20 protein-coding genes are annotated in these 19,841 nt (G+C 73.2%); 7 read left to right on the top strand and 13 right to left on the bottom strand.

Translation table 11 applies throughout. The features are described 5' to 3' along the window. Window positions 1-55 precede the first annotated feature (55 nt). Window positions 56-580 (top strand): SRPBCC family protein, encoded by a 525-nt coding sequence (locus D7I43_RS09920; protein ID WP_120328144.1) that lies wholly within the window; start codon window positions 56-58, stop codon window positions 578-580. 39 nt (window positions 581-619) lie between these two features. Here the strand turns inward: D7I43_RS09920 and D7I43_RS09925 are convergent, their stop codons facing one another. Together D7I43_RS09925 and D7I43_RS09930 are read right to left on the bottom strand one after the other, a co-directional pair. After that, window positions 620-1,327: a DUF2786 domain-containing protein gene (locus D7I43_RS09925; RefSeq protein ID WP_120328145.1), complete on the bottom strand. Its 708-nt coding sequence runs from the start codon at window positions 1,325-1,327 to the stop codon at window positions 620-622. Between the two features lie 47 nt (window positions 1,328-1,374). Continuing rightward, entirely contained in the window at window positions 1,375-1,776 is a 402-nt protein-coding gene (locus tag D7I43_RS09930) for a hypothetical protein (RefSeq protein WP_120328367.1), read from the bottom strand. Between the two features lie 165 nt (window positions 1,777-1,941). On the opposite strand from D7I43_RS09930, the gene D7I43_RS09935 reads away from it, so the two are divergent. Beyond that, window positions 1,942-3,282: an ABC transporter substrate-binding protein gene (locus tag D7I43_RS09935; RefSeq protein ID WP_120328146.1), complete on the top strand. Its 1,341-nt coding sequence runs from the start codon at window positions 1,942-1,944 to the stop codon at window positions 3,280-3,282. Between the two features lie 108 nt (window positions 3,283-3,390). Here D7I43_RS09935 and D7I43_RS09940 read toward each other — a convergent pair whose 3' ends face one another. Both D7I43_RS09940 and D7I43_RS09945 read right to left on the bottom strand, forming a co-directional pair. Then, on the bottom strand, window positions 3,391-4,134 hold the full coding sequence (locus tag D7I43_RS09940; RefSeq protein WP_120328147.1) for an enoyl-CoA hydratase/isomerase family protein: 744 nt from the start codon (window positions 4,132-4,134) through the stop codon (window positions 3,391-3,393). 46 nt (window positions 4,135-4,180) lie between these two features. Further along, on the bottom strand, window positions 4,181-5,038 hold the full coding sequence (locus D7I43_RS09945; protein WP_120328368.1) for a 3-hydroxyacyl-CoA dehydrogenase family protein: 858 nt from the start codon (window positions 5,036-5,038) through the stop codon (window positions 4,181-4,183). A gap of 163 nt (window positions 5,039-5,201) precedes the next feature. On the opposite strand from D7I43_RS09945, the gene D7I43_RS09950 reads away from it, so the two are divergent. Together D7I43_RS09950 and D7I43_RS09955 are read left to right on the top strand one after the other, a co-directional pair. Then, entirely contained in the window at window positions 5,202-5,495 is a 294-nt protein-coding gene (locus tag D7I43_RS09950) for a hypothetical protein (RefSeq protein WP_120328148.1), read from the top strand. 157 nt (window positions 5,496-5,652) lie between these two features. After that, window positions 5,653-6,042, top strand: coding sequence for a PPOX class F420-dependent oxidoreductase (locus D7I43_RS09955; protein ID WP_120328149.1), 390 nt, complete (start codon window positions 5,653-5,655; stop codon window positions 6,040-6,042). 48 nt (window positions 6,043-6,090) lie between these two features. Here D7I43_RS09955 and D7I43_RS09960 read toward each other — a convergent pair whose 3' ends face one another. Together D7I43_RS09960 and D7I43_RS09965 are read right to left on the bottom strand one after the other, a co-directional pair. Continuing rightward, a complete protein-coding gene (locus D7I43_RS09960; protein WP_007073996.1) occupies window positions 6,091-6,300 on the bottom strand; it encodes a BldC family transcriptional regulator in 210 nt (69 codons plus the stop codon). 250 nt (window positions 6,301-6,550) lie between these two features. Then, window positions 6,551-7,390 carry a DUF8083 family protein gene (locus tag D7I43_RS09965; RefSeq protein ID WP_120328150.1) on the bottom strand — a complete coding sequence of 280 codons (840 nt, stop codon included), beginning with the start codon at window positions 7,388-7,390 and terminating at the stop codon, window positions 6,551-6,553. Window positions 7,391-7,559: 169 nt separating this feature from the next. Here D7I43_RS09965 and D7I43_RS09970 point away from each other — a divergent pair, with 169 nt between their 5' ends. Together D7I43_RS09970 and D7I43_RS09975 are read left to right on the top strand one after the other, a co-directional pair. After that, window positions 7,560-8,642, top strand: a complete 1,083-nt coding sequence (locus D7I43_RS09970; RefSeq protein WP_120328151.1) for a Glu/Leu/Phe/Val family dehydrogenase — start codon at window positions 7,560-7,562, stop codon at window positions 8,640-8,642. Between the two features lie 305 nt (window positions 8,643-8,947). After that, window positions 8,948-9,163: a DUF3073 domain-containing protein gene (locus D7I43_RS09975; RefSeq protein ID WP_120328152.1), complete on the top strand. Its 216-nt coding sequence runs from the start codon at window positions 8,948-8,950 to the stop codon at window positions 9,161-9,163. A gap of 136 nt (window positions 9,164-9,299) precedes the next feature. Here D7I43_RS09975 and amcA read toward each other — a convergent pair whose 3' ends face one another. The 5 genes from amcA to D7I43_RS10000 form a co-directional block, all read right to left on the bottom strand. Next, the gene (amcA, locus tag D7I43_RS09980; RefSeq protein ID WP_120328153.1) at window positions 9,300-9,536 is read right to left on the bottom strand and encodes a multiple cyclophane-containing RiPP AmcA; all 237 of its coding nucleotides are present in this window, start codon (window positions 9,534-9,536) and stop codon (window positions 9,300-9,302) included. After that, window positions 9,517-10,608 carry a cyclophane-forming radical SAM peptide maturase AmcB gene (gene amcB / locus D7I43_RS09985; RefSeq protein WP_328853778.1) on the bottom strand — a complete coding sequence of 364 codons (1,092 nt, stop codon included), beginning with the start codon at window positions 10,606-10,608 and terminating at the stop codon, window positions 9,517-9,519. The genes amcA and amcB overlap by 20 nt, the downstream gene beginning before the upstream one ends. 129 nt (window positions 10,609-10,737) lie before the next feature. Continuing rightward, window positions 10,738-11,892, bottom strand: coding sequence for a phosphoribosylformylglycinamidine cyclo-ligase (gene purM / locus D7I43_RS09990; RefSeq protein WP_120328155.1), 1,155 nt, complete (start codon window positions 11,890-11,892; stop codon window positions 10,738-10,740). 62 nt (window positions 11,893-11,954) lie between these two features. After that, window positions 11,955-13,487: an amidophosphoribosyltransferase gene (gene purF / locus D7I43_RS09995; RefSeq protein ID WP_120328156.1), complete on the bottom strand. Its 1,533-nt coding sequence runs from the start codon at window positions 13,485-13,487 to the stop codon at window positions 11,955-11,957. A gap of 171 nt (window positions 13,488-13,658) precedes the next feature. After that, the gene (locus tag D7I43_RS10000) at window positions 13,659-14,012 is read right to left on the bottom strand and encodes a sterol carrier family protein (RefSeq protein WP_120328157.1); all 354 of its coding nucleotides are present in this window, start codon (window positions 14,010-14,012) and stop codon (window positions 13,659-13,661) included. A 158-nt stretch (window positions 14,013-14,170) separates the two neighbouring features. On the opposite strand from D7I43_RS10000, the gene D7I43_RS10005 reads away from it, so the two are divergent. Next, window positions 14,171-16,210: a carboxypeptidase-like regulatory domain-containing protein gene (locus D7I43_RS10005; protein ID WP_120328369.1), complete on the top strand. Its 2,040-nt coding sequence runs from the start codon at window positions 14,171-14,173 to the stop codon at window positions 16,208-16,210. 84 nt (window positions 16,211-16,294) lie between these two features. On the opposite strand, the gene D7I43_RS10010 is transcribed toward D7I43_RS10005, so the two are convergent. Both D7I43_RS10010 and purL read right to left on the bottom strand, forming a co-directional pair. Further along, on the bottom strand, window positions 16,295-17,050 hold the full coding sequence (locus D7I43_RS10010; RefSeq protein ID WP_120328158.1) for a 2-phosphosulfolactate phosphatase: 756 nt from the start codon (window positions 17,048-17,050) through the stop codon (window positions 16,295-16,297). A gap of 4 nt (window positions 17,051-17,054) precedes the next feature. After that, window positions 17,055-19,832, bottom strand: a complete 2,778-nt coding sequence (purL, locus tag D7I43_RS10015) for a phosphoribosylformylglycinamidine synthase subunit PurL (protein WP_240032886.1) — start codon at window positions 19,830-19,832, stop codon at window positions 17,055-17,057. Between the last annotated feature and the right edge of the window lie 9 nt (window positions 19,833-19,841).

A 19,841-nucleotide genomic window follows, 5' to 3' on the forward strand; every position in this document is an offset into this window, starting at 1 on the left:
CCGGGCAGGTACGCTCCGCTGCATACCGGAGCATCAGCCGGTATGGTCCGGGCCTATGGGACAGGACATGGTGGATCGGGCCGACATCCGGCAGGACGTGGACCAGTTCTCCCTGCGGTGCAGCTTCCTCGTCTCCGCGCCGGCCGAGCGCGCCTTCGCCACCTTCACGGGGGCGCTGACCGACTGGTGGGTCACCGAGTACACCTGGTCCGGGCCGGAGACGCTGGCCGAACTGGGCATGGAGCCCCGGGCGGGCGGCATGCTCTACGAGATCGGCCCCTACGGCTTCCGCGCCGACTGGGGCCGGGTGCTGACCTGGGATCCACCCCGTCGGCTGGTCTTCACGTGGCAGATCGGGCCGGACCGCGTTCCGGTGCCGGATCCGGCCCGCGCGAGCGAGGTGGAGGTGGTCTTCCTCGCCGAGGCGCCCGAGCAGACCCGCGTGGAGCTGGAGCACCGCCACTTCGACCGGCACGGTGAATCGGCCGAGGGCTACCGGCAGGCGCTCACGGCCGGGTGGCACGAGCTGCTCTCCCGTTACGTCGCGACGGTGGACGGGCACCTGCCGCCCCTGAGCTGACCCGCTGGGCCGACCTGGGCCCGAGGCTGCGCCGACCGGTCAGCGGCCGAGGACCCGGCCGGCGCGCGGACCCGTGCCCATCGAGGGGCCGCCGAGGTCGGCCCGCCGCCCGGCGTCGGCGCCCGAGGCGAAGCCGCTGCCGGCGAGGCGCCGTGGCGGCGCGGTCCGCAGGCGCGGGTACACCTCGGCGAGCCGTCGCTGCACCCGGTCGGAACGGTCGGCCAGGACGAGGGCCACTCCCGGCGTACCCGGGTCGGTCGCGGCCGCCGTCTCGGCGGCGCGCAGCCGGGCGCCGATCGACTGGGCGAATCCGGCCAGCCAGGAACGCCGGAACGCGGCGGGCTGTTCGCCCGCGGGGACGGGCGTGCCGGCCAGCCCGTGCGCCGCCTGGACGAGGAGCGAGGTGAAGAGCAGGTCGACCCGTTCCAGGTCGCTCGCGAAGCCGAACAGGTGCATGGCGAAACCGCTGCCGTGCCGGCGGCGTACGCACCGGCAGCGCAGCGGATCCGCGACGGCGGCGAGCAGGCCGGCCTTGTCCCGGGCGTACGGGGCGATCACCTCGACCACCCGGTCGCCGACCGGGTCGGTGGCCGGGTCGCGGGACGCGAGCAGCGCGCGGTCCACACCGTAGCGGGCGATCAGCTCGGTCGCCTTGGCGGTGAACGCCGCCGCCTCCGCGGGCGTGCAGGCCGGGTCCTCGGCCTGGGCCAGCAGCTTGCGGACCTTGCTGAGCATGGCCTCCGACATGTCCCCAGAGCTATCACACGACGGGGACGGGCGGCTCGACGCCGGCGTCAGCGGGTGCGGCTGCGGCTGCGGCTGCGCAGCGTCGCGACCGTCGATCCCGCGAGGGTGAGCAGGCAGTCCGGCAGCAGGCCGTCGGCGACCGCCGCGCCGAAGAGGGCCTGCCCGGTGTCGACGTCGCGGTTGGCGTACGCGCTGACGAACCGCGCCACCCAGCGCGTGTCGTAGCCGGCCTCGTCGATGCCGGGGAAGTCCAGGGCGCACGACCCGGGTGGGCCGGGGTCACCGACCATGGCGGCGGCGAGGCACCAGGCCACCCCGTACGCGCCCGCGAGGCCGGAGCGGTCGACGACGTCGTCGAACGTGCCCACCACGGCGTCGCCGTCCCCGTCCAGCGCCGAGCGGAGCACGGCGGTCGCATCGTCGAGCGTCTGCTGTGGCAGGTCCGTCACGCACCGCACAGTAGGTGGCCCGGTCAAGACACCGAATCACGTCCATGGATGGCTACGGTGCGTGACGAACGCGGGCGACCTGCGGAGTGAGCAGCATCCACGGTCCCGCGCCGCGAACCGGCACGCTAATGTGCGCAGCGGACCTTCGCCGATGGAAGGACGACCATGCTCGTATCGCGCGGCTCGCGGGCGGCCACACTGGTTGCCTGCGCCACGTTCCTGCTCGCCACCAGCGCCTGCGGGACTGACAAGCCCGAGGAGGCGACGACCCAACAGGCGCGTCTCTACGGGACCGACGGCAACATGCTCAACTCCTTCCCGGCGGAGTTGAAGGATCGCGCCGACCTCGTCGACGGCATGAAGGGCACGACCCCCCTCACGCCCCTGCCCGAGGACTTCAAGAGCCGGCTACGGTCCGTCGATCCAGAGTTGAGCGACTTCCTCTACTCGGCGGAGACGTACGACGCGATCATGATCAGCGCGCTGGCGGCGCAGCTGGCGGGCAGCACGCAGCCCGAGGCCATCGCCCAGCAGATCGTGGGCGTCACCAACGGCGGTCAGCGCTGCGAGGACGCGGCCACCTGCCTGAGCCTCGCGCGGAGCGGGCAGGACATCGAGTACCGCAGCGTCTCGCTGACCCGCGCCGGCTTCACCGACGCCGGCGAGCCGTCCACGGCGAGCTACGCCACCCTGCACTTCGACGGCCAGCAGCTCAACGACGCCAAGACCGAGTTCGTCGGTGCCGGTGACGAGTCGGCCGCGAGCACCAAGACCCCGCCGAAGCCGCGCAAGCAGCGCGAGGGCGCCCGGACCGGCGCCCCGCTGGTCATCGGTGGCCTGCTGCCCAAGACCGGTGAGCTGGCCCTCGCGTACCCGCCGATGGCCGCCGCCGCCCAGCTGGCCATCAAGGAGATCAACGCCGCCGGTGGCGTGCTCGGCGAGGACGTGACCTGGATCGACGGCGACGACGGCACGAGCCCCGCGGTGGCGAAGGCGACCGTGGCGCGGCACGTGGAGGCCGGCGTCGACGTGATCATCGGTGCCGGCGGTTCGGGCATCAGCCTGGCGGTGCTGCCGGACGTGGTGAAGGCCGGCAAGATCCTGTTCTCGCCGTCCAACACCGACGACGGCCTCACGAAGGCCGACGACAAGGGCCTCTACTTCCGCACGGCCCCGCCGGACAGCCTCCAGGGCCGCGCCCTGGCCGACGTGATCCTCCGGGACGGCTCGCAGCGGATCGCGATCGTCGCCCGCAAGGACTCCTACGGCGAGGGCCTCCAGGCCGTCGTGAGGGCGGAGCTGGAGAAGGCCGGCATCACGACCGACCGGATCAAGCTGCTGACCTACAACCCGCCGGAGGGCGAGTCGGCCCCGCCGGTCGACTTCGCCACCGGCGCCAAGGAGGTCAAGGACTTCGGCGCGGACGCCGTGCTGGTGATCGGCTTCGCCGAGTCGGCCCAGGTGATCCGGGCGCTGGCGGACGCCGGCGTGCAGATCCGGCACTGACCGCCCGCCACCAGCGACGAAACGGCCGCACCGATCGGTGCGGCCGTTTCCGTGTGCCGGCGGGCTGCCCAGGGACGCGTTCCCGGCGACGCCGGGTTCCCGCGACCGTCAGCGGCTACGGCGCCGCTCCAGGAACTCGGTCATCCGGCGGCGCTTCTCCTCGTCCTCGAAGAGCACCGCCTGACTGACCAGGTCGAGCTGGGGGTGGGCGGCCGCCGGGGCGTCCACGGCGAGCTTGGTCAGTCGCAGGGCCAGCGCGGACCCCTTGGCCATCTCGTCGAGCAGGCCGTGCGCCGCCGGGAGCAGCTCGTCGGGTTCGGCCACCACCCGGTTGACGAGCCCGATCCGCAGCGCCTCCGCGGCGTCCACCCGCCGGCCCGTGAACAGCAGCTCCTTGGCCCGGGCCTCACCGATCAGCGCGGGGAGCCGGTGCGTGGCGCCGGCGCCGGCCAGGATGCCCAGCCGCACCTCCGGCTGACCGAAGACCGCACGCTCCGTGCACACCCGCAGGTCACAGGCGTACGCCAGCTCGGCGCCCCCGCCCAGCGCCGGACCGTCGACGGCCGCGACGGTGGGCATCGGCAGGGCGCGGATCCGGGCGAACGCGGCGGAGTTGATCGCCGCGAGCGCGTCCAACCGGCCCCGCTCACGCAGCTGGCCGATGTCCGCCCCGCCGGCGAAGATGCCCTCCGTCCCGCCCGTGAGCAGCAGCAGCCGCGGCCGGGCCTCCAGCTCGGCGCAGACCGCGTGCAACTCGGCGATCAGGTCGGCGTCGATGGCGTTGCGCTTCTCCGGCCGGTCCAGGGTGACCACCAGCCGGTCCGGGTGCTCCTCGACACGCAGGCCGCTCATCGCGCCGGCCCTCCGTTCGGGGGGCTCGCCAGCTCGCTCCTCGCGCTCACCGGCGCACCCCGCCTTCCCACGTGTAGAAGCCCTGCCCGGACTTCTTGCCCAGCCGGCCGGCGGCCACCATCTCCTCCAGCAGCGGCGGAGGAGCGAAGCGGTCGCCGTACGCGGCCTGGAGGGTGCGGGCGATGTCGAGGCGCACGTCCAGGCCGACGAGGTCGGTCAGCTCCAGCGGCCCCACGGGGTGCCGGTAGCCGAGCACCATGGCCTTGTCGATGTCGGCGGGGCTGGCCACCCCGTCGGCGACCATCCGGATCGCCTCGAGGCCGAGCGTGACGCCGAGCCGGGAGGTGGCGAAGCCCGGCATGTCGCGTACCACGACGGGATCCTTGCCCAGCCGGCCGGCGAGCGCGACCGCCGCGGCGGTGGTCTCCTCGGCGGTGGCCGGGCCGACCACGACCTCGAGCAGCGCCATGGCCCAGACCGGGTTGAAGAAATGCAGCCCGAGGAAGCGCTCCGGCCGCGCCAGACCGGCGGCCAGCTCTCCGATGGAGATGCTGGAGGTGTTGCTGCCCAGCAACGCCGGGCCGAGCGACTCCGCATCGGCCAGGACCGTGCGCTTGAGGTCGAGCCGCTCCGGCACGGCCTCCACGATCACGTCCGGCCCCTCGGCGACCTCGGCCAACCCGGCGCGGAGCGTCAGGCGTGCCCGGTTGACCGCCGCCTGGTCGGCGGTCAGCTTGCCCCGCTCCACGGCCCGGTCCCACAGCTCGCCGAGCCGGGCGACGGCCGCCGCGCCCCGCTGGGCGTCGACCTCGACCAGCTCGACGGCGTACCCGGCGCCGGCCGCCACGTACGCGATTCCGAGCCCCATCGTGCCGGCTCCGACCACCACGAACCGTTCGCTCACCACGCCTCCCCGCTGCGTCCGGCGGCGCGGGGGTCACCCGCGACCGGCGGTCCGCTCCACTCGCTCATGCTGCGACCCTAAGAGCTCCGGCGGCGGCCCCACGCGTGGGGGCGCGGCGGACGGGGTACGAGACCACCGTCGATCGAGGGAAGGACCGGACGAGATGAGCGAGGCACCGGACGTGACGGGCACGGAGAGCGCCGGGACCATCGAGACCCGTGGCGACGAGCGGGTCGACCTGCTGCGCGCGGACACCAACAACGACGGCCGGACGGACGTGTGGGTCGTGGACACCGACGGTGACGGGAAGGCCGACCTGTTCCAGTTCGACACCGACCACGACGGCAGGGTGGACGTCACGATGGTGGACCTCGACGAGGACGGCACGCCCGACGAGGTGATCGACGGCGACGGGGGGCTGCCGCCGGAGCCGCTGCCGCCGACCGTCCAGGTCTGAGTCGCCGGACGGGCCGACGGTCCCCGGCGCGTCCACATCGGCCGACCGCCGGTTGCCGCGTCGCAGGTCAGGGGCCGTCCACCCGGACGCGGCACGCCGGTGGCGCGGTTCTCGCTATCCGGCCGGTCAGTCAGCCGAGCGGTCGTATCCTGGCGGCGTGGACACGCTGGACCGCCTGTCGGCGGAGAAGTACATCCTGCTGACGACCTTCCGCCGGGACGGTCGGGCGGTGCCGACGCCGGTGTGGTCGGTCCGGGACGGTGACGGGCTCGCGGTGTGGACGGCCGCCGACTCCGGGAAGGTGAAGCGGATCCGCAACAACGGCGAGGTGACCGTGGCGCCGTGCGACGTACGGGGCCGCCCCCACGGTGCGCCGGTGCCGGCGCGCGCGACGCTCTACGACCTGGCGGGCAGCCGCCGGATCCGCGGCCTGCTGAAGCAGAAGTACCGGTTGCTGGGGCGGCTCAGCCTGCTCGGCAGCCGGCTGCGCCGGGGCGAGGGAGGAACCGTCGGCATCCGGATCACGCTCACCGAGGGGCGGGCATGAAGCAGGGCGGCGGACCGAGGTCCACCGCCCTGACGACGTGGTGCCGGCTCAGTCCCCCTGTCGCTGCTGGGGGATCTGCCCCTGCAGCAGGGCCCTGACCTCCGACTCGCGGTAGCGACGGTGGCCACCGAGCGTGCGGATGGCGGAGAGCTTCCCCGCCTTGGCCCACCGGGTCACCGTCTTCGGGTCGACACGGAACATCGACGCCACCTCGGCCGGCGTGAGTAGCGGCTCTGGTTCGTGCGTTCGCGATGCCATCGGTCACTCCTCCACATGTATAGACATCGGCCGGGGTCCCGCCGGCCGACGCGTCTCCCATGGTCCGGCTAGTCCCCGATGTCCGACATGGGCCGAACGGCCGAACGTCCCTAGACGGACGGATGAACCATGCCCGATTTATACGACTTTTACACGGCAGAAAGTACCTTATTCGGACTCATGATCACGGTTCGTGAAGCATCGACTACGAGCGCTCCTCGCCTTGGGAGCGCTCCGTGAACCATATGTCCTAGTTGCAGCGCTCCAGCAGTTGGACCGCGCGCCACCGCGCGACCAGCTTGTCGTACGCCGCCGACGCCTCCTCGGCCTCGCCCCGGGAGAGCCCCGCGAGACCGGCCGCCACCAGCTCGGGTGAGTCGTCCGCGGCGAGCGTCTCGTCGGGCAGCAGGTCCACGAGGCCGCCGTAGTCGAGTTCGACCACCGAACGGGGGTGGAACTCCTCGAGCCACCGGGCGGCCTCCTCGACCGCCTCGGTGATCGGCGCCTCGCCGACCGACTTGCGCAGCACCGCGAGCGCCCGCGACGACCGCCGCCGCGCCTTGGAGATCTCCGTGCGGTAGCGCAAAGCCCGTCGCCCCGGCCGGGTGACCAGGTCCCGCTCCTCCGGGTCGAAGAGGACGAACCAGCGCAGCGGCACTCCCCACGTGGCGATCTGTTCGTGCAGCCGTGGCACCCCGTGCTCCAGCACCCGGGCGCCGCTGCGCCAGTCGTCCACGACCGCCTTGGCCTGCCCGGCGAGCACCGGGGGCACGAAGGCGTCGGCGAGCACCGAGGGCACGCCGTCGCGGGCGCTGAGCGCCGCCTCGGCCACCCGGATCCGCAGGTTCCACGGGCAGACGAGCAGCGTGTCGTCCGTCTCCAGGACGTACGCCTCCTCGGGCAGGTCCGGCAGGCGGGTCCAGCCGGCCCCCAGCGCCTCGATCACGGCCGTCCGTTGCCGGCCCGGCCCCTCCACGGGGGCCACCGCCCGCCCCTCCGACACGTAGCGACGCCAGTACGACTGGCGGTCCCGGTCGAAGGCGGTCAGAGGCTCGTACACGCGCAGGTAAGAAGCGAAGAGCGACGGCACGGCGCGATCCTCCCACGAACACCGCCCCCACGCCGCCAGCGCCCACCACGCGTGCCGTGGACGGCGGGGCCGCGGCGGCCGATATTAGGCTCAGGTCCACCGGCAGCATCCCCGCCGGCGTCCAGCAGGTCCGCGTCCCACAAGGACGCACCGACACCAGGAGCCAGTCATGGGCGTATTCGCCAGCACCGACGACCCGGGATCGACGGGCCACGAACAGGTCGTGTTCTGCCAGGACAAGCAGACCGGCCTCAAGGCGATCATCGGGATCTACTCCACCGCGCTGGGGCCCGCGCTCGGCGGCACCCGCTTCTACCCGTACGACAGCGAGGAGGCCGCCCTCGCCGACGTGCTCGACCTGTCCCGCGGCATGGCGTACAAGAACGCGCTGGCCGGCCTGGACCTGGGCGGCGGCAAGGCGGTCATCTGGGGTGACCCGGAGCAGATCAAGACCGAGGCGCTGCTGCGGGCGTACGGCCGCTTCGTGGAGTCGCTCGCCGGGCGCTACTACACCGCCTGCGACGTCGGCACCTACGTCGCCGACATGGACGTGATCGCCCGGGAGACCCGCTACGTCACCGGCCGCAGCGTGGAGCACGGGGGCGCCGGCGACTCCTCGGTCCTCACCGCGTGGGGCGTCTTCCAGGGCATGCGGGCCGCGGCCGAGCACGTCTGGGGCGTACCGACGCTGCACGGCAGGCGGGTCGGCGTGGCCGGTCTCGGCAAGGTCGGCAAGTACCTGGTGGGGCACCTGCTCGACGACGGCGCCGAGGTCGTGGCCACCGACGTCGACCCCCGGGCGATGGAGTGGGCCCGCACCACCCATCCGCAGGTCAGCCTCGTGGACGACAGCGCCCTGCTGGTCGGCGCCGACATCGACGTGTACGCGCCGTGCGCCCTCGGCGGCGCGCTGAACGACGAGACCGTGCCCGCCCTGCGCGCGAAGGTCGTCGCCGGCGCCGCGAACAACCAGCTCGCCCACCCCGGCATCGAGAAGCTGCTGGCCGACCGGGGCATCCTCTACGCGCCGGACTACGTGGTCAACGCCGGCGGCGTGATCCAGGTCGCCGACGAGATCGAGGGCTTCAACTTCGAGCGGGCCAAGCTGCGGGCTACCCGGATCTACGACACCACCCGGGAGATCCTGCGGCTCGCCGACGCCGAGGGCGTCCCGCCGGCGGTCGCCGCGGACCGTCTCGCCGAGCGGCGGATGGCCGAGGTGGGACGACTGCGCACGATCCACCTGCGCTGAAAGACCTTCCCCCGGGGGCGGGCGGCCCGTCTCGCTCCCGGGGCCACGGGCGGCCGGCGCGGCCGTTAAGCTGGTTCTGGGATCAGTTCGTGCCGTTTTGCCCGGTGTCATGGGCGCTCACGCTTCCACCCCTTACCGGGTACACTGGGTGACGGCCGGACCACCGCGACGCGCAGTGCCGGCTGACGGTAACCCGAGGTGCCGAACGGTGGCATCCCCATGTACCGTAAGAGCCACGAGAGATGCCTGACGTCATCGGGGCCCGCCTTCGGGCTGCCCCGCATTCTGTGCGAGGGGGTCGAGCCATGGGGCGCGGCCGTGCTAAGGCCAAGCAGACAAAGGTGGCCCGGGAGTTGAAGTACCACTCCCCGAACACCGACCTCGCCGCCTTGCAGCGAGAACTCGGCGGCAGCGGCAAGTCGAACCGCGACTTCGACGACGACTACAACGAGTATGTCGACGACGATGACGAGGACCACGCGGACGACGACCCCGACACCTGGGTCCGTCCGACCCGCTGACCCCCGGTCACATCTGAGCACGCGGTGAGCCCCGCGTGCTCACGCATGTGCTCGCCGGCAGCGGCGTACCGACCGACGGTCAGGGGCCTGCCAGGCGCCACGCGCCGGACGGGCCCCTGACCCCGGTGCCGCACCCTCAGCGGGGCCGGTTGTTCCAGTTGTAGAACGTCGGGATGTTCTCGAAGTGGTTCCAGGCGCAGACCGCGCCGCCACCACTCGCGCCCGCCACCTCCGCCCGGAGCCGCCGTGCGGTCTCAGCCTCGCGCAGCAGTGCGATGAGCCCCGGGGCGGCGTCCCGCACCCGCTTGGCGACACCGGCCGGGCTCGCACCCGCCGTGCGCTCAGGCTGCCGGTCACTGGTGGTCTCGGGCATGCTCCAACACTCCCTCCAGTAGGCGGATCTTGCTGTTGCGGCAGTGCTCGGTCTCCGTGCCGTCGAAGCGCCCCAGCTCGAAGTAGCGGTTCGCGGCGTGACCGCCGCCGCAGAACCCGAAGTAGGGGCAGGTGTCCCGGCACGCCTCGACGCCGGCGAGGAACTCGCCGACCCACGGCGTGCGCTCCGCGCCGGCCAGGATCTCGGCCAGCGGGCTCTCCAGCACGTTGCCGCTGCTGAAGTCGCCGTACCGGGGGTCGGTGAAGCCGGCCAGCTCCGGGGAGAGCACGGTCACCGACCCGTCGTGCCCGATCGTGGGGATCGGGTCCAGTTGGCGGGGCAGCAGGTCGTCCGCCACGCCGTCCAGGACCGCCGCGGCGTACCGCAGGGACCATTCGATCTCGCGCAGGTGGATGCGGGGCTCCCGGCGCCACGCGGCCACCAGCTCGGCCCAGAACGCGGTCACGTCGGCCTGATCGTGCGCGTTGCCGCGCGTGTTGACCCCCTCGGTCTCCTCGATGTTGATGCCGAGCACGTCACAACCGAGGTCGAGGAAGTAGTCGTACAGCTCGGCGGCGAGCCCGGCCCGCGGCCGGGAGACGACGGCGAGCGCCGAGAACGGCAGGCCGCGCCGACGCAGCACCGACACCCCGCGCATGATCCGGTCGTACGCCGGCTGCCCGGCCCGGGTGACCCGGTCGTCGTTGCGCTCCCGTGGCCCGTCCACGCTCACGCTCACCCGCACCCCGTGCTCCTGGAAGAAGTCGCACCAGGCGTCGTCGATGAGCGTGGCGTTGGTCTGCACGTGGTGCTCGACCTCGGGCGCGAACGGCGCCATCAGGGCCGCCAGGTGCTCCCGGCCGGCCGCCAGCGGCTCGCCGCCGTGCCACACCACCGAGAACCGGCCGGCCGAGGCCCAGGGGTTCACCGAGGCCGCCACCGCCTCGGCCACCGGCACCGGCATCCGCCGGTCGGCGGCGCGCAGCGGCAGGTAGCAGTACGCGCAGTCCAGGTTGCAGAGGGTGGTGGGCTGCATGACGACGTACGACGGGACGGCGGCCACGCCGCGCATCCCACCGACCGACTGTCCCCGAGCAGCCATCGCCCTCCCTTGTGCGCCTGAGGGTGCCCCTCAGGCTAGGCGGCGATGGCTACTCGGGTGAACCCCTGATCAGGTGCTCGTATGATCAGCGCAGAGTGATCAGCCGCGAGTGTGCTGGCCGACCATCTGAACGTTCCCGGAGCCCTCGATGATCTCGCCGGCCTGCCACGCCTCGACGCCCCGACCGGTCAGCGTGGCCAGGGCGCGGTCCGCGTCCTCCGCCGACACGATGGCGAACATGCCGACGCCCATGTTGAACGTCGCCTCCATCTCCGCGTCCTCGATCCGGCCCTTCGACTGGATGAGGTCGAAGACCGGCTGCGGCCGCCAGGTGGAGCGGTTGACCACGGCGTCGACGTGCTCCGGCAGGATCCGCACGAGGTTGCCGGGGATCCCGCCGCCCGTCACGTGGGCCAGGGCGCGCACCTCGGCCTCGGCGATCAGCTTGAGGCAGTCCTGCGCGTAGATCTTCGTGGGCGTCAGCAGCTCCTCGCCGAGGGTCCGCTGCCGGCCGAAGTCGTCGATCACCACGTCGAGCCGCATCCGCCCCGCGCCGAGCAGGACGTGCCGGACCAACGAGTAGCCGTTGGAGTGCAGGCCCGAGGAGCGCATGGCGATCACCACGTCGCCCACCTCGACCCGCTCCGAGCTGAGGATCTCGCTCTCCTCGACCACGCCGACACCCGTGGCGGAGATGTCGTACTCGTCCGGGCGCAGCACGCCCGGGTGCTCGGCCGTCTCGCCACCGAGCAGGGCGCAGCCGGCGTACCGGCAGCCGTCGGCGATGCCGGCGCCGATCTCCGCGACCTTGTCCGGCACGACCTCGCCGGTGGCGATGTAGTCCAGCAGGAACAGCGGCTCCGCGCCGCAGGCGACCAGGTCGTCGACGACCATGGCGACCAGGTCGATGCCGACCGTGTCGTGGATGTCCATCTGCTGGGCGATGACCAGCTTGGTGCCCACGCCGTCGGTCGACGAGGCGAGGATCGGGTTCTTGTACTTCTTCGTGTCCAGCCGGAACAGGCCCGCGAAGCCGCCCAGATCGCCGAGCACCTCCGGGCGCCGGGTCTGCCGCACCTTCGACTTGAGCAGTTCGACCGCGCGGTCGCCCGCCTCGATGGACACGCCGGCGTCCGCGTACGAGACCGAGCGTTTGCGCGCCTGGCGGCCGGTGCCGGCCGTCCAGGGCTGGCGGTCGCCGCCGGCTCCGGTCGGGCTGGTTCCTGCGCCGCTGCGCTCGGACACGTGCGTCACGGTTCTCCCCTTTGTGTTTCTCGGGTACGACGCCGGTGGTGACCGGGCCGCACCCGGTGGTGCTACGGGCGGTGGACGGTCGCGCCGCCCGGAGTGGCGACGAGCGGAGGGGTGGTGTGCTCCGGGGCGCTGGCGGCCACCCGCCGGCCCACCCCTTCGAGCACGTGCTTGCCGATCAGGTTGCCCGCCGGCAGCTCGATGGGGTACTCCCCATCGAAGCACGCCCGGCAGAGCCGGGTCTTCGGCTGCTCGGTCGCCGCGATCAGGCCGGACAGCGAGACGTAGCCGAGCGTGTCGGCGCCGATCGAACGCCGGATGCCCTCGGTGTCCAGCCCGTTGGCCAGCAGCTCCGCACGGGTGGCGAAGTCGATGCCGTAGAAGCACGGCCACTTGACCGGCGGCGAGGAGATCCGTACGTGCACCTCCAGGGCGCCCGCCTCGCGCAGCATGCGCACGATCGCCCGCTGCGTGTTGCCGCGCACGATCGAGTCGTCGACCACCACGATCCGCTTGCCCCGCACGTTCTCCCGCAGCGGGTTGAGCTTGAGCCGGATGCCGAGCTGGCGCAGGGTCTGCGACGGCTGGATGAAGGTGCGCCCGACGTACGGGTTCTTCATGAGGCCCTGGCCGTAGGTGATGCCGGACTCCTCGGCGTAGCCGATCGCCGCCGGGGTGCCGGACTCGGGCACCGGGATGACCAGGTCGGCCTCCACCGGGTGCTCCTTGGCCAGCTGGCGGCCGATCTGCACCCGCGCGGCGTGCACGTTCCGGCCGGCGATGGTGGCGTCCGGGCGGGCCACGTAGACGTACTCGAAGAGGCAGCCCTTGGGCTCCGGCACGGCGAACCGGGAGGAGCGCAGGCCGTCCTCGTCGATCGCGATCAGCTCGCCCGGCTCGACCTCGCGGACCACGCTCGCGCCGACGATGTCGAGCGCCGCCGTCTCGCTGGCCACCACCCAGCCGCGCTCCAGCCGGCCGAGCACCAGCGGGCGTACGCCGTGCGCGTCGCGGGCCGCGTAGAGGGTCGACTCGTCCATGAAGACGAAGCTGAACGCGCCGCGCAGTCGCGGCAGCACCTCCATCGCGGCCGCCTCGACGGAGAGGTCGGGGCGGCTGGCCAGCAGCATCGTCACGAGGGACGTGTCGTTGGTCGCGCCGTCGGTCGACAGCCCCCGGTCGGCGACCTCGCGCTGGAGATCCGCCGTGTTGACCAGGTTGCCGTTGTGAGCGAGGGCGATCGTCGTGCCGGCGCTGGTCGACCGGAGGGTCGGCTGGGCGTTCTCCCAGGTCGAGCCGCCGGTGGTGGAGTAGCGCGTGTGGCCGATGGCCACGTGCCCGCGCAGGCTCGCCAGCGTCGGCTCGTCGAAGACCTGCGCGACCAGGCCGAGATCCTTGTAGACGACGACACCCGAGCCGTCGCTCACCGCGATACCGGCGGCCTCCTGGCCCCGGTGCTGCAGCGCGTAGAGACCGAAGTAGGTCAGGTTGGCGACCTCCTCCCCCGGGGCCCACACCCCGAAGACGCCGCACGCGTCCTGGGGGCCTGGTCGCTGGGGATCAAGGTCGTGGCTCAGCCGGCCGTCGCCTCGGGGCACCTGCCGCTCCCTCATGCATGGGTCTGTAACGGGCCTCGCGGGATCACGGGTGTCGGATCCGCTCCTCGGCCGGGACCACTGGTTCGCCTGACAGTGTACGCGAATCGCCATCGATACTGAAAGTCACGATTCGCCTCCGGGCAGTTACCTTCGATCCGGACGGACGCGCAGCTAGAGCGGCAGATGGGCGGAGAGGTCCGCACGGACCCCACTCACCTGTACGCGACCCTCGGTGACCGCGTCCGCCCACTCCAGCCGCCCGGTGGCCACCCGGAGCCACGTCTCCGGATCCATCTCCACCACGTTCGGCGGCGTGCCACGGGTGTGTCGGGGACCGGGTAGGCACTGGATCGCGCCGTATGGTGGGACACGCACCTCCACCGATCGGCCGGGGGCGCGCTCCGCGAGGGCGGCCAGCAGCGTCCGGACCGCCTCCCGGAGGACCGGCCGTTCGGGGACACGCCCCTCGTCGAGCGCCGACAACGCCGTCGCGACCGCGGCGGACTTAATGTGCGGAGAGGACACGACGGGACGATACGACCCGTGCCGGCCGCTTCCGACGCCGGCCCTGGGTCGCGCCGGGGCAGCCCGACAAGGCATAGTTGCCGACGGTGTATTCGTACCGTGATGATCCCCGACCCGGCGGCCGCCGGTGCGGGAAGTCAGTCCGGAAGGCGGTGGACGTGTCAACACACCGACGTGCCTGGAAGCAGCGGGCCGGTGTGGTCGTAGCGCTGGTTGCCGGCGCCCTGCTCGCCCTCCCCGCCACACCAGCTTTGGCCGCCGAGGTCAGCGTCAACCCGACCTCGGTCAGCCTGAACGCTGGCAGTGACACCACAGTCACGGTCCGCGTCAGCCCGGGCAACGGAGACAAGAATGGTGAAATCAGCCTCACCGGCTTGCCGCCGGGCGTCACCTGCTCCAGCGGCTGCGGCCGGTTGAACCTTGAAGGGCTGCCCGGCCAGTCGAAGACCCAACTGCTGACGCTTAGCGCCAACGACAACGCCGCCGATGCGAACACCACGGTCACCGTGCGGGTCGTTCCGGACCAGTCGGACCCGGCCACCGGCAACTTCTCCCTGACCGTGAAGGGCAAGGCCGCCCCGTCTCCGACTCAGGCGCAGACCGTGCGGTCGGTCTCGGGGAAGGTGGTCGTCAAGGACTCCGGTGACCCGGTGCCGAACGCCTTCGTGATCCTCCAGGACTCGGGCGGCCACCGCTACGACACGACCACCGACGGCAGCGGCAACTGGCGCTTCACCGGCAGCAGCTCCAAGCCGATCACGCCCGGGCGGATCGACGTGGGCGCGAGCTTCGACGACGTACGCGAGATCGCGAGCTTCAACGCCAGCGCCGGCCAGGCCATCACGGGCAAGCGGATCAGCCTGCCGATCAAGGTGGAGAAGACGCCGAGCCCCACGCCGTCGGCCAGCGTCGAGCCGACCGAGGAGCCGTCGGAGGAGCCCACCGAGGAAGTGACCGGCGAGGCCGAGGAGGCGACGGACGCCCCGGCGGCCAACGCCTCGAACGAGGACTCGGGCGGCGGCTTCGGCTCGATCCTGATCATCCTGCTCGGCGGCCTGCTCGTCGCCGCGGGTGTCGGCACCATCGTGCTGCTCTGGATGAAGCGCAAGGAGAACCCGGACGACGCGGGCGACGACGCGCCGGTCGCGGCCGGGGCTGCGGGCGCGGTGCCGGCCGCCCGGGGCGCGTTCCGCGGTGCCGACGACCAGACCCGGGTGGTGAACCGCGCCGGTGTCGGCCCGGACCCGACGATGGTCGGTGGCACGGCGCTGAGCGACGCACCGACGATGATGCACCGCCCGGTGGTCGACGACGTGCCGCCGGACCCGTACGGCGTTCCGCCCACGCAGCCGTACGGCGGCGGCGCCGGCGGGGCGGGCTGGTCCGGTGGCGGCTACGGCGACGAGCCCAACGGCTACGGCGCGGGCGGCTACGGCGGTGCCCCGTCCTCCGGCGGCGGGTACGGAGCCGGTGGTGACGGATACGGCGGCGCCCCGGGTGCGGGCGGTGGCTACGGCGGGCCCGCCGGCGGCTACGGCAACGCCCCGTCGTCCGGCGGCGGGTACGGCAACACGCCGTCCTCGGATGGCGGATACGGCACCGCTCCCTCCTCCGGCAGCGGATACGGCAGCCGCGACTACGGCGGCCCGGCCGGTGCGGCCGGATACCCGCCGGCCTCGGACGGCCCGGGCTACGGAGAGCGCTACGACGAGCCGACCGGCCGGTACACCGGGGAGAGCACCCAGTACCCCGCCCCGGCCGACCCGTACGCCACCGGGCTGTACGAGCAGGACCAGGGGCAGGGCTACGGCCACGCCGAGCCGGCGCCGTACGGGAGGGACGCGGAGCCGACCGGCGGATACGACCGGCGGGGAGGCTACGACGACCGCGGCGGTTACGACCAGGGCGGCTACGGCCAGCCCGGCGCGTACGGCCAGGAGCCCCCGACGCAGCGCGGTGGCTACGGCCAGGAGCCGCCGACGCAGCGCGGTGGCTACGACGACCGTGGCGGTTACGACCAGGGCGGGTACGGCCAGCCCGGCGCGTACGGCCAGGAGCCGCCCACCCAGCGGGGCGGCTACGACGACCGCGGCGGCTACGACCAGGGCGGCTACTACGGCGACCAGGGCGGCCGGGGCCGCGACGGCGCCGCGCACCAGGACCGGGGTGGCCGCCGGCTGGACTGGCTGGACGACTGATCCGACGTAGCGGAAGGGGCCGTCCGGAGAGATCCGGGCGGCCCCTTCCGCGTACGTGTGTGGGCCCAGCAGGAACGGGCGGCTTCAGGCGGCGGAGAACACGCCGTGGCGCAGCAGCGGCACCACGTCCGACACGTCCAGCCGTACGGCGATCTCCACGTCCTCGGCGAAGCCGCCCTCGGCGAGTTCCCGGCCGGACACGCAGCCGCGGACCGCGGCGGGCACGTCCGGCGTGCTGGCCAGCGCCGCGAGCGCCATGGCCGCCTCGACGGAGAGCCCACCCGGCGCGCCGGAGAGGGCGTCCAGCACACTCGCCGCGCCGAGCTGATCCTCGACGCTGGGGCGCAGCGAACCGTCCGGCCAGCGCTCCCCGGCGGCCACCACGCCGACCGGGGCGTCCGTCGTGCCGTACCCCTGGTCGAGCAGCCACCGCCCGACGGCGCGGGCGTTACGCAGGCACGCGGCCACCACCGGCAGGCCGGTGGCGCTGGCCGCGGCGCTGATCGCGGAACCGTTCGGCGAGGGCAGCACCAGGTCGGCGACGACCGGGGCGGCGCTGAGCGCCGCCGGCGAGAGCGACCACGGCTGCTCCGGGCTGGTCCTCCGGCGGCCCACCGCGACGGTCGCGCCGACGCGGCGGGCGTACTCGGCCGCCTGCTCGCCCCACGGGAACGGGTGCACCCGCATACCCCGGGAGACCGCCACCTCGACGGCGGTGGTGAACGAGAGGACGTCCACCACCACCAGGGCGGCGCAGACGCGGCCGAGCTCCGCCGCACCGGTCAGGCCCCAGTCGAACCGGGCGCCGGAACCGGGTTGGGCGAAGACGGCCGCCCTCAACGCCTCAGCGCTCGTCGGGCGCCGACGGCTGCCCGGAGTCACCGGACCCGGTCGTGCCGTCGGGCGCCGTGTCGGGCCCGCTGGCCTGCTCCTCGGCCGTCTCGACCGGCGGGGTGGCGATCACACCGCCCGGCGAGGCGGCCTCACCCGACTCCGCCGGCACGTCGGTCGGCTGCTCCGCCGGGGTGTCGACCGGCTCGGCCGCACCGGTCACCGGGGTCGGCCCCGACGAGGCGATGGGCTCGCTCACGACCTCGGCCGGGTCCACCGGCCGCGGGTCGCCGTCGGTGGGCAGCGGGACCGCCTCGACGGCCCCCGCCACGCCGGACGCCGGCGCGGGCACCTCGACCAGCTCGGCGCCGCCGAAGAGGCGGGGCAGGGTGGCGGTGTGCGCGGCGCGCAGCTCGTCCAGGCCGATCCGGAACTGGCCGTGCACCTCCAGCGCACCGCCGGCCGTGTCGGTGACACCGATCAGCTCGTGCGGCACGCCGTGCTCGGCGCAGAGCGCGGCGAACGCCTTCTCGTGCCCGCGCGGCACCGACACGAGCACCCGCCCGGCGGACTCGCTGAACAGGTAGACGAACGGCATCGAGCCGCCCGCGAACCGCTCCGGCACCGCGATGCGGGCCCCGACGCCACGCCGCAGGCAGGACTCGACGAGGCTCTGCGCCAGCCCACCGTCGGAGAGGTCGTGGGCCGAGCTGAGGTGGCCCACCCGGGCCGCCGCCGCCAGCAGGTCGGCCAGCGCCTTCTCCCGAGCGAGGTCGACCTGCGGCGGGATGCCGCCGAGGTGCTCGTGGGTCACCCAGGCCCACTCCGAGCCGGAGAGCTCCACGTGCGTCTCGCCGAGCAGGTAGATCTGGTCGTGGTCGCCGTTGGCGCGCGGCACGAAGCCCATCGGCACCCGGTCGGCCACGTTCTCCAGCACGCCGAGCACACCGACCACCGGGGTCGGGTGGATGGCCGCCGCACCGGTCTGGTTGTAGAAGCTCACGTTGCCGCCGGTCACCGGGATGCCCAGCTCGGCGCAGCCGTCGGCCAGGCCGCGCACGGCCTCGGCGAACTGCCACATCACCGCCGGGTCCTCCGGCGAGCCGAAGTTCAGGCAGTTGGTGACGGCGATCGGCGTCGCGCCGGTGACGGCCACGTTCCGGTACGCCTCGGCCAGGGCGAGCTTCGTGCCGTGGTACGGGTCGAGGCGCGCGTAGCGGCCGTTGCCGTCCACCGAGAGCGCCACCCCGAGCCCGGTCCGCTCGTCGATCCGGATCACGCCCGAGTCCTCCGGCTGGGCGAGCACGGTGTTGCCCAGCACGTAGCGGTCGTACTGCTCGGTGACCCAGGTCTTGTCGGCGAGGTTCGGCGACGCGATCATCCGCAGCACCGTCTCCCGCAGCGCCTCCGGGTCGGCCGGACGCGGCAGCGTCTCGGCCCGGTCGGCCTGGAGCAGGATCAGGTCGGCCGGCTCACGCATGGGCCGCGCGTACACCGGACCGTCGTCGACCAGCGAGCCCGGCGGCACGTCGACCACCAGGTGGTCCCGCCAGGTGACGACCAGGCGGCCGGGCTGGCCGTCCGGCGACGGCGCGGTGACCTCACCGATCGCGGTGGCGAGGACGCCCCACTTCTCGGCGGTCTTGAGCACCGCGTCGAGCTTGTCCGGGGCGACGACCAGCAGCATCCGCTCCTGGGACTCGCTGGCGAGGATCTCGTGCGGCTCCATCGAGGGCTCGCGCAGCGGCACCCGCTCCAGCCAGACCCGCATGCCGGTGCCGGCCGCCGCGGCGGTCTCGGTGAGCGCGCAGGTCAGCCCGGCGCCGCCGAGGTCCTGGATGCCGACGACCAGTTCGGCGTCGTACAGCTCCAGGCACGCCTCGATGAGCAGCTTCTCGGTGAACGGGTCGCCCACCTGCACCGACGGGCGGCGCTGCTCGCTGCCCTCGTCGAACGTGGCGCTCGCCAGCACCGAGACGCCGCCGATGCCGTCCCGGCCGGTCTTCGCGCCCATGAGCACCACGACGTTGCCGGGGCCGGCGGCCTCCTTCTTCTGGAGGCGGTCGACGGGCAGCACCCCGAGGCAGAGCGCGTTGACCAGGGGGTTGCCCTGGTAGCAGGGGTCGAAGACCACCTCGCCGCCGATGTTGGGCAGGCCGAGGCAGTTGCCGTAGCCGCCGATGCCGGCGACCACGCCGGGGAGCACCCGGGCGGTGTCCGGGTGGTCGGCGGCGCCGAAGCGCAGCGGGTCCATGACGGCGACGGGCCGCGCGCCCATGGCGAGGATGTCCCGGACGATGCCACCGACGCCGGTCGCCGCGCCCTGGTAGGGCTCCACGAAGCTCGGGTGGTTGTGCGACTCGACCTTGAAGGTCACCGCCAGCCGGTCGGAGACCCGCACCACGCCCGCGTTCTCACCGATCCCGGCGAGCAGGCGGTCGCTCGGCGGGGCCTTCTCCCCGAACTGGCGCAGGTGGACCTTGCTGGACTTGTAGGAGCAGTGCTCGCTCCACATGATCGAGTACATGGCCAGCTCGGCCTGCGTGGGCCGCCGGCCGAGGATCTGCCGGATGCGGTCGTACTCGTCGTCGCGGAGGCCGAGTTCGGCGTACGGCTGGAGTTCACCGGGCGTGCCGGCGGCGCGCGGCACGGTGTCCACGCCGTGTGCCCACTCGTCGGTTGCCGGCGCCACGGGCTGGGCCGGAGCGGCCGGCGGCACGACGGCGGCCGGGCCCGGCGTCGCCGGGTACGCCTCCGGTGTCTCCCGTACCGGGTCCGGATGGGTGGTCATGACCTCTCC

This window comes from Micromonospora globbae (assembly GCF_003610785.1).
GTDB classification, from domain to species: domain Bacteria; phylum Actinomycetota; class Actinomycetes; order Mycobacteriales; family Micromonosporaceae; genus Micromonospora; species Micromonospora globbae.

Coding starts and splice junctions, on each gene's coding strand:
- amcA (WP_120328153.1), bottom strand. CDS start 9,536: ATGCCCGAGACCACCAGTGACCGGCAGCCTGAGCGCACGGCGGGTGCG.
- D7I43_RS09925 (WP_120328145.1), bottom strand. CDS start 1,327: ATGTCGGAGGCCATGCTCAGCAAGGTCCGCAAGCTGCTGGCCCAGGCC.
- amcB (WP_328853778.1), bottom strand. CDS start 10,608: ATGCGCGGCGTGGCCGCCGTCCCGTCGTACGTCGTCATGCAGCCCACC.
- D7I43_RS09950 (WP_120328148.1), top strand. CDS start 5,202: ATGAGCGAGGCACCGGACGTGACGGGCACGGAGAGCGCCGGGACCATC.
- purL (WP_240032886.1), bottom strand. CDS start 19,832: ATGACCACCCATCCGGACCCGGTACGGGAGACACCGGAGGCGTACCCG.
- D7I43_RS09920 (WP_120328144.1), top strand. CDS start 56: ATGGGACAGGACATGGTGGATCGGGCCGACATCCGGCAGGACGTGGAC.
- D7I43_RS09975 (WP_120328152.1), top strand. CDS start 8,948: ATGGGGCGCGGCCGTGCTAAGGCCAAGCAGACAAAGGTGGCCCGGGAG.
- D7I43_RS09970 (WP_120328151.1), top strand. CDS start 7,560: ATGGGCGTATTCGCCAGCACCGACGACCCGGGATCGACGGGCCACGAA.
- D7I43_RS09940 (WP_120328147.1), bottom strand. CDS start 4,134: ATGAGCGGCCTGCGTGTCGAGGAGCACCCGGACCGGCTGGTGGTCACC.
- D7I43_RS09960 (WP_007073996.1), bottom strand. CDS start 6,300: ATGGCATCGCGAACGCACGAACCAGAGCCGCTACTCACGCCGGCCGAG.
- D7I43_RS09935 (WP_120328146.1), top strand. CDS start 1,942: ATGCTCGTATCGCGCGGCTCGCGGGCGGCCACACTGGTTGCCTGCGCC.